Raw genomic sequence first — 13,416 nt, 5'->3', positions numbered from 1 at the left:
AATCGCGAAGGCCGGTGCGCGCCGCCGCCCCCGACTGGCTGGATCAGTGGTGCCCGCCGGCCGCGCGCAACAGCCACAACGCATCGAGCACGTGCTGCGTGGCGCGCTCGACCTGGCCATCGCGATGCGCGATGCCCAGCGGCCGCCACAGTGCCGGACGCAAGGGCCGCATGACGATGCGCGGATCGGGTTGCGGCGCGGTGGCTTCGTGCGGCAGCAGGGTCGCGCCGTATCCGGCCGCCACCAGGCTCTTGATGGCGTCGTTGTAGTTCAGCTGGATGCGCGGGCGCGGGTTCAGGCCGGCGCCGGCGAACCATTCGCCGGTCTGGCGCGACAGCCGGGTGCTGGCGTCGTTCAGGATCAGCGGCCGTTCGCCGAGCCACGCGGGCGTGACGCGCGCCGGCGCGTCCCAGGCGGCGGGCAGGAAGGCCATGATGGGATCGCGCCGCCACGGGCGCAGCACCAGGCCGGGCACGGGCGGTTGCGGCAGCGCCACCAGGCCCACGTCGAGCGTGCCGTCGCGCAATTGCTGCAGCGTTTCCTGCGAGGTCAGGACCGCCACCTGCACGTCGATGCCGGGATGTTCGCGCCCCAGGGTTTCCAGCGCGCGCGGCAGCAGATGGGCGATGGCGCCGGTGGACGCGCCCAGCCGCACCCGGCCGCCCAGGCCCTGCACCTGCCGCTGCACGTCGTCGAGCGCCTGGTCGGCGTCGGCCAGCAGGCGGCGGGCGCGTTCCAGCAGGGTGTCGCCGATGGGCGTGGGCCGTACCTGGCCGCGGGTGCGCGTGAGCAGCGGCGCGCCGATGCGGGCTTCCAGGTCGGCCACGTGCAGGCTGACGGTGGGCGGCGCCAGGTGCAGCGCGCGCGCGGCCTCGGCGAACGAGCCCAGGTCGGCGATGGCGACCAGGGTGCGCAGGCGGTCAAGGTTGATTTCACGCATGGCGGTCTCGTTCAGGAAATCTGAATTCAATCGTCATGATATTCGACTTTTCCTATGCCTGGCATTGCGCAATGATGGCATCCATCCCCGCAATCCTCCGGCAGCGCGCCGGTTCTTCCGCAAAGGCACGCACATGACGCATCCTCTTGTATTCATCGATGGCGACCAGGGCACCACCGGCCTGCAGATCCACGAACGGCTGCGCGGCCGCGCCGACCTGCGCCTGCTGACCTTGCCCGAGGCCGACCGCAAGGATGCGCGGCGCCGCGCCGAGGCCATCAATGCCGCCGACATCGCCATCCTGTGCCTGCCCGACGAACCGGCGCGCCAGGCGGTGGCGTCCATCGCCAACCCCGAGGTGCGGGTGATCGACGCCAGCTCGGCGCATCGCACCACGCCCGGCTGGGTCTATGGCTTCCCCGAAATGGAGTCGGCGCAGGCGCGGCGCATCGCCGAAGCCAAACGGGTCAGCAACCCGGGCTGCTATCCCACCGGCGCCATCGCCTTGCTGCGGCCGCTGGTGCGGGTCGGCCTGGTGCCGGCCGACTATCCGCTGGCGATCCACGCCGTGTCCGGCTATTCGGGCGGCGGGCGCGCCAGCGTCGACGCCTACGAGGCGCCGGGCGCCACGGGCGGGCTGGCCTTCCAGGTCTACGGATTGGGCCTGGCGCACAAGCACACGCCCGAAATCGAGCGCCACGCCGGTCTGTCGCAACGGCCGGTGTTCGTGCCGTCGTACGGCGCGTTCCGGCAGGGCATCGTGCTGACCGTGCCCTTGCAACTGCGCCTGCTGCCGGCCGGCGTCACGGCCGCGCAATTGCACCAATGCCTGGCCCGGCACTATGACGGCAGCCGCCACGTGCAGGTGGCGGCGCCGCAGGAGGCCGCCGCGCAGACCCATCTGGATCCGCAGGCGCTCAATGGCACCAACGACCTGCGGCTGGCGGTGCATGGCAATGAAGCGCATGGCCAGGTGCTGCTGAGCGCCGTGTTCGACAACCTGGGCAAGGGCGCGTCGGGCGCGGCGGTGCAGAACCTGGACCTGATGCTGGAGGCGCTGGCGCCGGCCGAGGCCTGAACGCAATTGGGGCGCGCCATCGGACGCGCCTCTTGGCCGGCCAGCACGGCCGGCGCCGTTTCCCCTTTCAGTGCTTCACCACTTCATTTCGCCCTTGGCCACCTTGGCGCTGATCTCCAGCGAAGCGGCGGCGCCGGCTTGCGGGTAGCGCGCGCGCATCGCCTGGATCAGCGCGGCGCCGTCCTTGGCCTGGGCCGCTTCGGCCTCGAAGGCGCGCAGGTAGCCCTGGGTGTAATGCACCGAATCCAGCGTCAACGGCGCGCCGGGAGCGTAATGGCCCGGCACCACGGTGGTGGGCTTGAGGCCCTCGATGCGGGCCAGCGTTGCCAGCCAATCGGCGCGCGATTGCGGCGTCTGCGTGTCGGCGGTCCACACGTGCAGGTTGCCGAACACCACGACGCCGCCCACCACCGCCTTGCGCGACGGGATCCAGACGAAGCTGCGGTCGGGCTGCGGGCCGTCCAGCCCGGTGATCCGCAGCGTTTCGCCTTCCAGCGTCAGGGTGTCGCCTTCCAACACTTGCGGAATGACCGCCTTGCGCGGCGCGTCGGCGCCCAGCTTCGGGCCCCAGAACGCCAGCTTGGCGTCCACGGTGTCGCGGATATGGCGCACGGTGGGGGCGGTGGCCACGACCTTGGCCCGCGGAAACGCCGCCAGGACGGTGTCGAGCCCGAAGTAGAAGTCCGGGTCGCCGTGGCTGATGTAGATGGTGGTCAGCGTCTTGCCGCTGGCGCGCACCAGCGCCACCAACTGTTCGGCCTGCGACTTGCCGAACTGGGCATCGATCAGGATTGCCTCGCGTTGGCCGCTGACGAGCACGGACGAAACCTGGAAGATGGCGTCGTTGCCGGGGTTGTAGGGCGTGAGGGTCAGTTCGGTGGCGGCGGCCAGGCCGGGAGTGGACAGGGCCAGCGCCAGGGCGGGCAGCAGGCGGCGCAGGGTGGGCAGGGGAGACATGGCGGTTTCCTGGAAAGAGAGGGAATGACGGCAGTCTAGTTGCGCCATTCGGTCAGATAAACCGTGATGCCTGCGCGAGTCTGTTGCGTTGATCGGTCAAATAGTGGCAGGCGGGGCGTCGCCGGCCGGATCCGCCAGGGTCTGCACCACCAGAGTGCGCAGCCAGCGCGTGCCGGGGTCGCTTTCGAAGCGCGCGTGCCAGTGCACGGTGACGCTCAGGGGCGGCAGCGCCAGCGGCAGCGGCCGGATCTCGAAGGCGCCGTCGCGGTTGAACCATACCGCCGCGCGATGCGGCAGCGTGACCGTCAGGTCGGTGCGCCGCACGATTTCGGCGGCGGCCGAGAAATGCGGCAGTGTCAGGTAGGGCTGGCGGTGCAGCCCGGCCTCCCCGAGCACGTCGTCCAGCAGGCGATGGGCGCTGGCGCGCGAGGCCACCAGGATGTGGTCCAGGCGCTTGAACTGGCCGCGGGTCAGGCCGGCCGCCAGCACGGGATGGCCGCGACGGCCCATGCAGGCGTAGCGCTCGCTGAACAGGTCGGCATGGCGCGTGTGGCGGCCCAGGCCGGCAAGGTTGCCGATGGCCAGGTCGATTTCGCCGTCCTTGAGCGCCTGCGGCAGTTGTTCCAGCGGCACCTCCACCACCTCGACCTGCAGGCGCGGCGCCAGGGCGTGCACGCGCTCCATCAGACTGGGCAGGAACACCATTTCGCCGATGTCCGACATCGACAGACGAAAGCGCCGCGTGCTGCTGCCAGGCTCGAAATGCTGCCGCAGGCTGATGGCCTCGGCAAAGCTGTGCATGCCGCGTTCGATCGGATCTGCCAGGGCGAAGGCCACCGGCGTGGGCCGCATGCCGGCGGGCGTGCGCACGAACAGCGGATCGTCGAATTTCTCGCGCAGCCGCGCCAGGGCATAACTGACCGCGGGCTGCGTCAGCTGCAGGCGCTGGGCCGCGCGCGTGACGCTGCGTTCGTGCATCACGGTCAGGAAAACCCGCATGAGATTCAAGTCGAAGTCCATGCCCGCCCTTGTTATCAGTCAACCTTATGCAATGAATAATACCCATAAATTTGACACATAAATAGTTGATTCCTAGACTAATTTTCACGAGCCGCGGCACCGACCGCCGGCCGCCGACAACAAGGGGAAAAGCACGCCATGCAAGCGTTGACATTGCCGTCGCTGTTGCGCGACCAGGCCGCCCGCCAGGGCCGGCGTCCATGGGTCCAGGCGCCGGGTGGGGCGTTGAGCTATGCCGAGGCGCCGCAGCACGCCGCGCGCTGGGCAGCGCTGCTGGCCGCGGCCGGAGTGGCGCGCGGCGACCGCGTCGGGCTGATGGCGGGCAACCGCATCGAGTTCCTGTCGGTGGTGCTGGGCTGCGGCTGGCTGGGCGCGGTGGTCGTGCCCATCAACACCGCGTCGCGCGGCATGCAGTTGCAGCACATCCTGGCCAACAGCGGCTGTGTGCTGCTGGTGGCAGACACGGCCTCCTGTCCGGCGCTGGCCGGGCTGGACGCGGCGGGCCTGGCGTTGCGGCGCATCTGGCTGCTGGACGACGTCCCGCCCAGAGAAGCCGGCGCCGACGCCGGCCTGCCGGCGCCCGCCACCCCCGTGCCGCCGTTGCCCGACGCGCCCATCCCGGCGGCCGAACTGGGGCCAGGCGACACGCTGGCGATCCTCTACACGTCCGGCACGTCGGGCCTGTCCAAAGGCGTGTGCTGCCCGCATGCCCAGTTCCATTGGTGGGGCGTCATCGCCGCCCGTAACCTCGGGATCGACGTCGACGACGTGCTCTACACCAGCCTGCCGCTGTTCCACACCAACGCGCTCAACGCCTGCTTCCAGGCGCTGGCGACGGGCGCCGCCATCGTCTGCGACGAGCGCTTCTCGGTCAGCCGTTATTTCGAGCGGCTGGCGGCCACCGGCGCGACCGTGACCTATCTGCTGGGCGCCATGGTGCCGATGCTGCTGGCACGCGAACCGTCCGCCGCCGAAAGCGGCCACCGCGCCCGCATCGCGCTGGCGCCAGGCGTGCCGGAACGCTTCCATGCCACCTTCACGGGCCGCACCGGCATCGCGCTGCTGGAAGGCTATGGCTCCACCGAGACCAATTTCGCGCTGGGCGGCACGCTGGCCGAGCAGCGTCCCGGCACCATGGGGCGCGTGGCGCCCGAGTTCGAGGCCATCGTGGCCGATGAGCACGACGCGCCGCTGCCCGATGGCCAGGCCGGCGAACTGCTGCTGCGCGCGCGTCCGCCGTTCGCCATCGCCACCGGCTATTTCGGCATGGCCGACAAGACGGTCGAGGCCTGGCGCAACCTGTGGTTCCACACCGGCGACCGCGTGGTGCGCGACGCCGATGGTTATTTCCGTTTCCTGGACCGCATGAAGGACGCGATCCGCCGGCGCGGCGAGAACATCTCGTCGTACGAGGTCGAGCAGGTGCTGCTGGCGCATCCGTCGGTGGCGGTGGCGGCGGTCTACGCGGTGCGCTCGGAACTGGCCGAGGACGAGGTCATGGCGGCGCTGGTGTGCAAGCCGGGCTGCGCGCTCACGCCCGCAGCATTGCTGGACTTCTGCCAGCCGCGCATGCCGTATTTCGCCGTGCCGCGCTATCTGCGCGTGCTGGACGACCTGCCGCGCACCGAGAACGGCAAGGTCCGCAAGTTCCGGTTGCGCGATGAGGGCGTGACGGATGACACCTGGGACCGCGACGCCGCCGGCTACCGCGTGGCGCGCTGAATCCCGTCCATATATAGAACAAGGGGCAAGAGCATGACGTTGGCATACCAGGGCGCGGCGCAGAGCGCCGACGAGCAGGCCCGCAGGAAGCGCACGCGGCGGGTGGTGATGGCGTCCGTCGCCGGCAACGCGATGGAGTGGTACGACTTTTTCATCTATGGCACCGCGGCGGCGCTGGTGTTCGGCGAGCTGTTCTTTCCCAAGGGCACCGACCCGCTGCTGGGCACCATGGGCGCCTTCGCCGGCTTTGCCGTGGGCTTCCTGGCGCGGCCGCTGGGCGGCGTGGTGTTCGGCCACATCGGCGACCGCTACGGCCGCAAGCTGGCGCTGGAATGGACGCTGGGCATCATGGGCGCGGCCACTTTCCTGATCGGGCTGTTGCCCACCTACGAACAGGTCGGCATCTGGGCGCCGGTGGCGATGGTGGTGCTGCGCGTGTTGCAGGGCGCGGCGGCCGGCGGCGAATGGGGCGGCGGCGTGCTGCTCATCAGCGAGGCGGTGGGCGGCAAGCGCCGCGGCTATTTCTCGTCGTTCAGCCAGTTGGGCGTGGCCGGCGGCTTCGTGCTGTCATCGGGCGTCTTCATGCTGGCGCAGCAGCTGCCGCAGGACGCCTTCATGAGCTGGGGCTGGCGCCTGCCGTTCCTGTTGAGCGTGCTGATCTTCGGCATCGGCCTCTACATCCGCAAGCACATCCCGGAAAGCGACGAGTTCGTGCAGGCCAAGAAGACCGCCAAGCGCGGCATGCCGGCGGTGGAAGTGTTCCGCCGCTATCCGCGCCAGGTGTTCACCGCCATGGGGCTGCGGGTGGCGGAGAACGGCGGCTCATACATCTTCCTGGCGTTCGCGCTGGCCTACGGCAAGTTCCTGGGGATTCCCAACGACGTGATGCTGGGCGGGGTGCTGGCGTCCATGTTCATCGAACTGGGCACGCTGGTGTGGTTCGGCCACCTGTCGGACCGGATCGGCCGGCGCACCGTCTACCTGATCGGCTCGGCCGGGCTGATGCTGGCGGCGTTTCCGTTCTTCTGGCTGGTGCAGACCAGGGAGCCGGTGTGGATCTTCCTGGCGTTCTTCCTGGGCAACACGGTCTGCCACGCCGCCATGATCGGCACCCAGCCGGCGTACTTCGCCGAGTTGTTCCCGCCCGAGGTGCGCTACACCGGCCTGGCGCTGGGCCACGAACTGGCCTCGGTGTTCGCCGGCGGCCTGTCGCCGCTGATCGCCATGGCGCTGCTGCGCAAGTATGAATCGGCCACGCCGGTGGCGTGGTTCCTGGTGGGCATGGCGGCAATCACGGTCATCACGCTGTTGCTGACGCGCGAGCCCGCGCGGCAGGAATCGGCATGAACGCCGGCCCGGGCATCGTCGGCGTGGGCGAGACGCCCGCGCTGCGCAATCCCGAGCCCGGCTGCGACACGGCCACGCTGATCGCGCAGGCGCTGCGCCTGGCGCTGGACGATGCCGGGCTGCGCCCGGCCGACGTCGACGGCCTGGGGCTGGCCTCGTTCACGCTGCGCCCCGATCGCGCTATCGACATGGCGTGGCGGCTGGGCCTGACGCTGAACTGGTGCATGCAGGACGAGATGGGCGGCGCCAGCGCCATCAACATGCTGCGGCATGCCTGGCTGGCGCTGCGGGCCGGGCAGGCGCGCACCATCGTGCTGGTGGCTGGCGACCATTTCAGCGGCGCGGATTTCGCCGAACTGGTGGGGCGCTACAACCGCAGCGCGCAGGATTACCTGAGCCCGCTGGGCTGCGCCGGGCCGAATCCCTTGTTCGCCATGCTGACGCAGCGGCAGATGGCGCAAACCGGCCTGCGGCGCGAGGACTATGGCGCGCTGTGCGTGGCGCAGCGCGCCTGGGCGGCGGGCAATCCCAACGCCGCCTATCGCCAGCCGCTGACGCTGGCGCAGTACCTGGAGGCGCCGATGGTGGCCGAGCCGCTGGGCCGGCTCGATTGCGTGCCGGTGGTCAGTGGCGCCTGCGCGCTGGTGCTGCAAGCGCGGCCGCAGGGCGTGCGCGTCACGCTGCGGGCCAGCGGCGCGCGCTACAACGCCGACCAGCAGGAGGGCGACGGCCTGGTGACGGGCATTGCCGGGTTCGCGCCCGCGCTGTGGGCCGAGGCCGGCCTGGGGCCGGACGAGATGGACGTGATCGGCGTGTACGACGATTATCCGGCGATGGCCGTGGCCCAGCTGTGCGACCTGGGCCTGGCGCCGGCGGATGACCTGCCGGGCTTCATCGCGCGCCGCATCGCCACGCGGGACCTGCCCGTGAACACCGCGGGCGGGCAGCTGTCGGCGGGGCAGGCGGGCACGGCCGGGGGCATGCATGGGTTGGCGGAAGTGGCGCGCCAGCTGTTGGGCCGGGCCGGCGCGCGCCAGGTGGCGGGCGCGCGCCATGGCGTGGCGACCGGCTACGGCATGGTGCAGTTGCGCTACGGCATGTGCGCCAACGCGGCGGTGCTGGCCAGGGAGGACGCATGAGTTTCAGCGTGATGGAATGCGGGCAATGCGGGCACCGGGTCTACCCGGCGCGGCTATGGTGCCCGGCCTGCGGGCACGAGCGGGCCCGCGAGGTGGCGGTGGAGCAAGCCGAGCTGCTGGCGTGGACGCGCGTGTCCGGCAAGGCGGGCGAGGGCGGCAGCGTCTTCGCCACCGTCAATGCGCTGCCGCGCGGGCCGCTGCTGGTGGTGCGCCTGCCGCAGGCGCCGCGGCACGGCGCGGGCCAACGCCTGCGCCTCTTTGGGCGAACCGAGCAGGGAGTGGCGCTGCCCTGGGCACAGGCGTTGCCCGGGATCGAAGCCGCCCCGGGCAAGGACTGACGTCCCGGGATGCTGCTGGCGGGGCCGGCTGGAACCTGCCGGCCCCGCGGCTCACTGGCCGGGGTCGGCCGCCCGGATCGCTTCCAGCCGCTGCGCCAGCGTGGCGCTCGACAGTTCGCCGACGCGCAGGTCCATCAGCCGGCCCTGGGCGTCGAGGAACAGCGTCGCGGGCAAGCCGCGGTTGCTCATCTGGCGCGAGGCGTCGCCGGCCGGGTCGAGCAGGGCGTTGGCCAGGGACGGCGCGTGTTCGTCCAGGTACTGGCGCACGGTGCTTGCCGCTTCGCCCTGATTCAGAAAGACGAAATGGATGTCGGGGTTGGCCGCCTGGGCCTGCTCGAAGGCCGGCATCTCGCGGCGGCATGGCGGGCACCAGCTGGCCCACAGGTTCACGACCGTGGGCTTGCCCTGGAAGGCGGCCAGCGTAGCGGGCTTGCCGTCGAGCTGTTGCAGCGACAGGGCCGCCAGTTGGGGCTGCGGCTGCGCCGACGGCGCCAGCAGGCGGCCGCCGCCCAGCCAGACGGCCGTGCCCAGCGCCATCGCGGCCAGCACGGCGCGGCGCGGGGCGCGGTCGCGCAGCACGGCGTAGGCGCCGTAGAGCAGCGCCGCGGCCAGGCCGGCCGGCCCGGACCAGCCGCCATCGCGCAGGTCCAGCATTTTGAGCGGATCCTGCAGGAAGTGATCGCGGTATTGCCAGACGAAGGCCAGCCGGGCCACCAGCAGGCCCAGCAGCAGGCAGCGCCACAATGCGCGGCCGGCGTCCTCGGCGCGCGCGCCGGCCAGCAGGCGGCCGGCGACCAGGCCGACGACGACGGCGGCCGCCAGCAGCGCCAGTTCGATGGGAAATACCAGGGGGCCAAGACGGAGGGCGGGACTCATGCGGCGCGCTCCCGGCGCGCGGCCAGGGCGGGGCGGCCGTTGCTGCGAAATTCCATGGCGTGATGCGAGTAGGGGGAAGGCCCAAGCCTAGCATGTCGTTGCGATATGCTCTGACGTTCTCCATTGCCGTCGTGTGCCCCAGATGAAACCGCTGCCTTCGCTGTTGCCCCTGATCCAAGCGCCGATGGTCGGCTCCTTCAGCCCGCTGGCGATTGCCGCCTGCCGCGCCGGCGCGCTCGGGTCGCTGGCCTGTGCCGCGCTCGGTCCGGACGCGCTGCGCGAGCAGATCGCCGCCATCCGCGCCGAGACCGACGCGCCGTTCAACCTGAATTTCTTCAGCCACACCCCGCCGGCCACCGACGAGGCGGCCCAGGCCCGCTGGCGCGAGACGCTGGCGCCGTACTACCGCGAGGCCGGGCTGGAGCTGTCGGCCGCCGGCAGCGGCCCGGGCCGCGCGCCGTTCGACGAGGCCATGTGCCAGGTGGTCGAGGAACTGCGGCCAGCGGTGGTCAGCTTCCATTTCGGCTTGCCGGACGAGGCGCTGCTCGAGCGGGTGCGGCGCGCCGGGGCCATGGTGCTGTCGTCCGCCACCACGGTCGAAGAGGCGCGCTGGCTCGACGCCCGTGGCGTGGATGCCATCATCGCCCAGGGCGTGGAGGCCGGCGGCCATCGCGGCATGTTCCTGACCGACGACATCGGCGCCCAGCCGGGCCTGTACGCCTTGCTGCCCCAGGTGGTGGACGCTGTCGGCGTGCCGGTGATCGCGGCCGGCGGCATCGCCGATGGGCGCGGGATCGCCGCGTCCTTCGCGCTCGGCGCGGCGGCGGCGCAGCTGGGCACCGCCTATCTGCTGACGCCGCAGGCGGGCCGCTCGGCCATCCACCGCCAGGCGGTGCGCGCGGCGCGCGACGACGCCACGCGCCTGACCAATCTGTACACCGGCCGCCCGGCGCGCGGGCTGTTGACGCGCTTCATGCGCGAACAGGGGCCGATGAGCGCGGTGGCGCCCGCGTTTCCACTGGCGACCGGGGCGGTCGATCCGCTGCGGGCGGCGGTGGAAAAGCGCGGCAGCGGCGATTTCTCGCTGCTCTGGTCGGGCGAAGCCGCCGCGCTGGCGCGCGAGACCGACGCCGAGGCCCTGACCCGCCAGTTGTGGGACGACGCGCTCGACTGCGCCGCCGGCCTGCGCGCGGGCATGGCGGCGCGGGCGGGCTAGTGTGCTGTCCCGTAGATGCGTCCGCATGACGAAATTCATCCCTTGGCGTCAGGGCTAGGCGCAAACCGCAGTGCTACCCGTAGGTATCGCGAGGATTTGCAACGACGCCATGGCGTCAAGGGGTGGATTTCGCGCGGGCGTATCTGCGGGACAGCACACCGGGTCGTCAAGGCGTAGCCCGGACGCCGGCCCCGGGCGGGGGCCGCGCCGGCGTCGGCGGGCCGGTCGCGCCGCCTTTCGCCCGGCTCTTCGACCCTGGCGCTTGGCCCTATATATGGCCGAGATGAAACACATATTTCCAGGAACGCTAAAATAACCGGCTCGCGGCTTTCGTCGAGCCCTCCGGCCTTCTTCATTCCTGCGCCTCGCGCCCTCGATAAACATGAAAAAACTGACTGCTGTTCTTCTCGTGTCCGCCACCACGATGCTGACCGCTTGCGGCCCGTCCGACAACGCGCCGGCCGCCAGCGCGCAGGCCCCGGCCGCCGCCCGCAAGGTCGTCGTCGGCCTGGACGACAACTTCCCGCCCATGGGTTTCCGCGACGCCAACAACCAGATCGTCGGCTTTGACGTGGACATGGCCAAGGAAGCCAGCAAGCGCCTGGGCCTGGAAGTCGAATTCAAGCCGATCGACTGGAGCGCCAAGGAAGCCGAACTGAACGGCAAGCGCGTCGACGTGCTCTGGAACGGCCTGACCATCACCGAAGAGCGCAAGAAGAACATCAGCTTCACCGCGCCCTACATGGCCAACCACCAGATCATCATCGTCGGCAACGCCTCGCCGGTGAAGGCCAAGGCCGATCTGGCCGGCAAGGTGGTCGGCGCCCAGGACGGCAGCAGCGCCACCGACGCCATCGCCAAGGACCCGGTCGCCGGCAGCATCAAGGAAGTCAAGAAGTTCGGCGACAACGTCACCGCGCTGATGGACCTGGCCGCCGGCCGCCTCGACGCCATCGTGGTCGACGAAGTCGTGGGCCGTTACCTGATCAGCAAGCGCGCCGGCGAATACCGTGTGCTGGACGACAACTTCGGCACCGAAGACTACGGCGTCGGCGTGCGCAAGGACGACACCGAACTGCTGGGCAAGCTCGACAAGACCCTGGATTCGATGAAGCAGGACGGCACCGCCGGCCGCATCGCGACCCAATGGTTCGGCGCCAACATCGTCAAGTAATCTCCCGGGAAACGCCCGGACCGCGCCGCGGTCCGGGCGTTTTTCAGTCCGGCGTTTCCCCACGCCGCCTCTCCCGCTCCTGATTCCTCCCGCCGGCAAGGCGCCCACCCATCCGCATGGACTACGTACTCTCCCTCCTGGGACCCCTGGCGCAAGGCGCGAAAGTGACCTTGACGCTGTTCTTCATCACGCTGGCGCTGGCCGTGCCGCTGGGCCTGGTGCTGGCGCTGCTGCGGATCTCCAAGTGGGGCTTCGTCAGCCAGCTGGTCAACGGCTACATCTGGCTGATGCGCGGCACGCCGCTGATGCTGCAGATGCTGTTCATCTACTTCGCGCTGCCGTTCGTGCCGGTGGTTGGGATCCGCCTGCCCGACTTCCCGGCGGCGGTGGTGGCGTTCGCGCTGAACTACGCGGCGTATTTCGCCGAGATCTTCCGCGCCGGCATCCAGTCGGTCGATCGCGGCCAGTACGAAGGCAGCAAGGTGCTGGGCATGACCTACCTGCAGACGCTGCGCCGCATCGTGCTGCCGCAGATGGTGCAGCGGGTGCTGCCGCCCATGAGCAACGAGACCATCACGCTGGTCAAGGACACCTCCCTGATCTACGTGCTGGCGCTCAACGACATCCTGCGCACCGCGCGCGGCATCGTGCAGCGCGACTTCACGACCACGCCGTTCCTGGTCGCGGCCGCCTTCTATCTCATCATGACGCTGGTGTTGACGTGGTTCTTCCAGCGTATGGAAAAGCGCTATGCCAAATACGACCAGTAATCCGTCCGCCGGCGGTCGCGGCGCCATGATCTCGGCGCGCGGCATCGTCAAGTCGTTCGGCGCCAACCGCGTGCTGGACCAGGTTTCGCTGGAACTGGGCAAGGGCGAGGTGGTGGCGGTGATCGGCCCGTCGGGCTCGGGCAAGAGCACCTTCCTGCGCTGCCTGAACCACCTGGAGACCATCGACGACGGCACCATCGAGATCGAGGGCGAAGCCCTGGCCACGGCGGTGCCGGGCGGCCACAGCCGCTACGCCAGCGACGGGGACGTGCGCCGCATCTGCCGCAAGATGGGCATGGTGTTCCAGTCGTTCAACCTGTTCCCGCACATGACCGTGCTGCAGAACATCATCGAAGCGCCCATGATCGTCAAGGGCATGGCGCGCGCCGCCATCGTGCCCAAGGCCGAGGAACTGCTGCGCAAGGTCGGCCTGCTGAACAAGCGCGACAACTATCCGACGCGCCTGTCCGGCGGCCAGAAGCAGCGCGTGGCCATCGCCCGCGCGCTGGCGATGGAGCCGGACATCATGCTGTTCGACGAACCGACCTCGGCGCTCGACCCCGAGCTGACGGGCGAAGTGCTGCGCACCATGCGCCAGCTGGCCGACGAGCACATGACCATGCTGGTGGTGACCCACGAAATGGGCTTCGCCCGCGAAGTGGCGCACCGCGTCATCTTCATGGACGAAGGCCGCATCGTCGAAGAGGCGCCCTCGGCCGACTTCTTCCGCGCGCCGCAGCATCCGCGCAGCCGCGAGTTCCTGGCGCACATGCTGTAAGGGCGGTACCGGCTTCGTTCCCCCGGCCATCCCGCCGCCAGCGCACCGGCCTTGAGGTGGC

General features: G+C 70.2%; 13 protein-coding genes. 9 read left to right on the top strand and 4 right to left on the bottom strand.

The window, feature by feature from the left end:
• Nucleotides 1–43 precede the first annotated feature (43 nt).
• Nucleotides 44–940: a LysR family transcriptional regulator gene (locus AT699_RS14820; protein ID WP_006384459.1), complete on the bottom strand. Its 897-nt coding sequence runs from the start codon at nucleotides 938–940 to the stop codon at nucleotides 44–46.
• A gap of 133 nt (nucleotides 941–1,073) precedes the next feature.
• Between AT699_RS14820 and argC the strand changes: the two genes are divergently transcribed.
• A complete protein-coding gene (gene argC, locus AT699_RS14815; protein ID WP_058207596.1) occupies nucleotides 1,074–2,018 on the top strand; it encodes an N-acetyl-gamma-glutamyl-phosphate reductase in 945 nt (314 codons plus the stop codon).
• Between the two features lie 75 nt (nucleotides 2,019–2,093).
• Here argC and AT699_RS14810 read toward each other — a convergent pair whose 3' ends face one another.
• Nucleotides 2,094–2,975 carry an MBL fold metallo-hydrolase gene (locus AT699_RS14810; RefSeq protein ID WP_006384461.1) on the bottom strand — a complete coding sequence of 294 codons (882 nt, stop codon included), beginning with the start codon at nucleotides 2,973–2,975 and terminating at the stop codon, nucleotides 2,094–2,096.
• Between the two features lie 96 nt (nucleotides 2,976–3,071).
• Nucleotides 3,072–3,995: a LysR family transcriptional regulator gene (locus AT699_RS14805; RefSeq protein WP_024068929.1), complete on the bottom strand. Its 924-nt coding sequence runs from the start codon at nucleotides 3,993–3,995 to the stop codon at nucleotides 3,072–3,074.
• Between the two features lie 138 nt (nucleotides 3,996–4,133).
• Here AT699_RS14805 and AT699_RS14800 point away from each other — a divergent pair, with 138 nt between their 5' ends.
• The 4 genes from AT699_RS14800 to AT699_RS14785 are packed head-to-tail and all read left to right on the top strand — an operon-like array spanning nucleotide 4,134 to nucleotide 8,541.
• The gene (locus tag AT699_RS14800; protein WP_024068928.1) at nucleotides 4,134–5,717 is read left to right on the top strand and encodes an ATP-dependent acyl-CoA ligase; all 1,584 of its coding nucleotides are present in this window, start codon (nucleotides 4,134–4,136) and stop codon (nucleotides 5,715–5,717) included.
• 33 nt (nucleotides 5,718–5,750) lie between these two features.
• Nucleotides 5,751–7,064 carry an MFS transporter gene (locus AT699_RS14795; protein ID WP_006384464.1) on the top strand — a complete coding sequence of 438 codons (1,314 nt, stop codon included), beginning with the start codon at nucleotides 5,751–5,753 and terminating at the stop codon, nucleotides 7,062–7,064.
• Nucleotides 7,061–8,203 carry a thiolase family protein gene (locus AT699_RS14790; RefSeq protein WP_024068927.1) on the top strand — a complete coding sequence of 381 codons (1,143 nt, stop codon included), beginning with the start codon at nucleotides 7,061–7,063 and terminating at the stop codon, nucleotides 8,201–8,203. The genes AT699_RS14795 and AT699_RS14790 overlap by 4 nt, the downstream gene beginning before the upstream one ends.
• Nucleotides 8,200–8,541 (top strand): PhlB family protein, encoded by a 342-nt coding sequence (locus AT699_RS14785; RefSeq protein WP_020927779.1) that lies wholly within the window; start codon nucleotides 8,200–8,202, stop codon nucleotides 8,539–8,541. Before AT699_RS14790 ends, AT699_RS14785 begins: the two co-directional genes overlap by 4 nt.
• A gap of 51 nt (nucleotides 8,542–8,592) precedes the next feature.
• Here AT699_RS14785 and AT699_RS14780 read toward each other — a convergent pair whose 3' ends face one another.
• The gene (locus AT699_RS14780; RefSeq protein ID WP_024068925.1) at nucleotides 8,593–9,417 is read right to left on the bottom strand and encodes a TlpA family protein disulfide reductase; all 825 of its coding nucleotides are present in this window, start codon (nucleotides 9,415–9,417) and stop codon (nucleotides 8,593–8,595) included.
• 142 nt (nucleotides 9,418–9,559) lie between these two features.
• Between AT699_RS14780 and AT699_RS14775 the strand changes: the two genes are divergently transcribed.
• The 4 genes from AT699_RS14775 to AT699_RS14760 all read left to right on the top strand — a co-directional run bounded on the left by AT699_RS14775 (nucleotide 9,560) and on the right by AT699_RS14760 (nucleotide 13,355).
• Nucleotides 9,560–10,633, top strand: coding sequence for an NAD(P)H-dependent flavin oxidoreductase (locus tag AT699_RS14775; RefSeq protein WP_024068924.1), 1,074 nt, complete (start codon nucleotides 9,560–9,562; stop codon nucleotides 10,631–10,633).
• Nucleotides 10,634–11,015: 382 nt separating this feature from the next.
• The gene (locus tag AT699_RS14770) at nucleotides 11,016–11,807 is read left to right on the top strand and encodes an amino acid ABC transporter substrate-binding protein (protein WP_006384525.1); all 792 of its coding nucleotides are present in this window, start codon (nucleotides 11,016–11,018) and stop codon (nucleotides 11,805–11,807) included.
• Nucleotides 11,808–11,923: 116 nt separating this feature from the next.
• On the top strand, nucleotides 11,924–12,577 hold the full coding sequence (locus tag AT699_RS14765) for an amino acid ABC transporter permease (protein WP_006395143.1): 654 nt from the start codon (nucleotides 11,924–11,926) through the stop codon (nucleotides 12,575–12,577).
• 25 nt (nucleotides 12,578–12,602) lie between these two features.
• The gene (locus AT699_RS14760) at nucleotides 12,603–13,355 is read left to right on the top strand and encodes an amino acid ABC transporter ATP-binding protein (RefSeq protein WP_020927775.1); all 753 of its coding nucleotides are present in this window, start codon (nucleotides 12,603–12,605) and stop codon (nucleotides 13,353–13,355) included.
• Nucleotides 13,356–13,416 lie beyond the last annotated feature (61 nt).

Source organism: Achromobacter xylosoxidans (assembly GCF_001457475.1).
In the GTDB taxonomy this organism is placed as follows: Bacteria; Pseudomonadota; Gammaproteobacteria; order Burkholderiales; family Burkholderiaceae_B; genus Achromobacter; species Achromobacter xylosoxidans.
This window is presented reverse-complemented; position numbering and strand designations above follow the sequence as displayed.

Coding starts and splice junctions, on each gene's coding strand:
- AT699_RS14800 (WP_024068928.1), top strand. CDS start 4,134: ATGCAAGCGTTGACATTGCCGTCGCTGTTGCGCGACCAGGCCGCCCGC.
- AT699_RS14805 (WP_024068929.1), bottom strand. CDS start 3,995: ATGGACTTCGACTTGAATCTCATGCGGGTTTTCCTGACCGTGATGCAC.
- AT699_RS14760 (WP_020927775.1), top strand. CDS start 12,603: ATGATCTCGGCGCGCGGCATCGTCAAGTCGTTCGGCGCCAACCGCGTG.
- AT699_RS14770 (WP_006384525.1), top strand. CDS start 11,016: ATGAAAAAACTGACTGCTGTTCTTCTCGTGTCCGCCACCACGATGCTG.
- AT699_RS14810 (WP_006384461.1), bottom strand. CDS start 2,975: ATGTCTCCCCTGCCCACCCTGCGCCGCCTGCTGCCCGCCCTGGCGCTG.
- AT699_RS14795 (WP_006384464.1), top strand. CDS start 5,751: ATGACGTTGGCATACCAGGGCGCGGCGCAGAGCGCCGACGAGCAGGCC.
- AT699_RS14790 (WP_024068927.1), top strand. CDS start 7,061: ATGAACGCCGGCCCGGGCATCGTCGGCGTGGGCGAGACGCCCGCGCTG.
- AT699_RS14765 (WP_006395143.1), top strand. CDS start 11,924: ATGGACTACGTACTCTCCCTCCTGGGACCCCTGGCGCAAGGCGCGAAA.
- AT699_RS14785 (WP_020927779.1), top strand. CDS start 8,200: ATGAGTTTCAGCGTGATGGAATGCGGGCAATGCGGGCACCGGGTCTAC.
- argC (WP_058207596.1), top strand. CDS start 1,074: ATGACGCATCCTCTTGTATTCATCGATGGCGACCAGGGCACCACCGGC.
- AT699_RS14775 (WP_024068924.1), top strand. CDS start 9,560: ATGAAACCGCTGCCTTCGCTGTTGCCCCTGATCCAAGCGCCGATGGTC.
- AT699_RS14820 (WP_006384459.1), bottom strand. CDS start 940: ATGCGTGAAATCAACCTTGACCGCCTGCGCACCCTGGTCGCCATCGCC.
- AT699_RS14780 (WP_024068925.1), bottom strand. CDS start 9,417: ATGAGTCCCGCCCTCCGTCTTGGCCCCCTGGTATTTCCCATCGAACTG.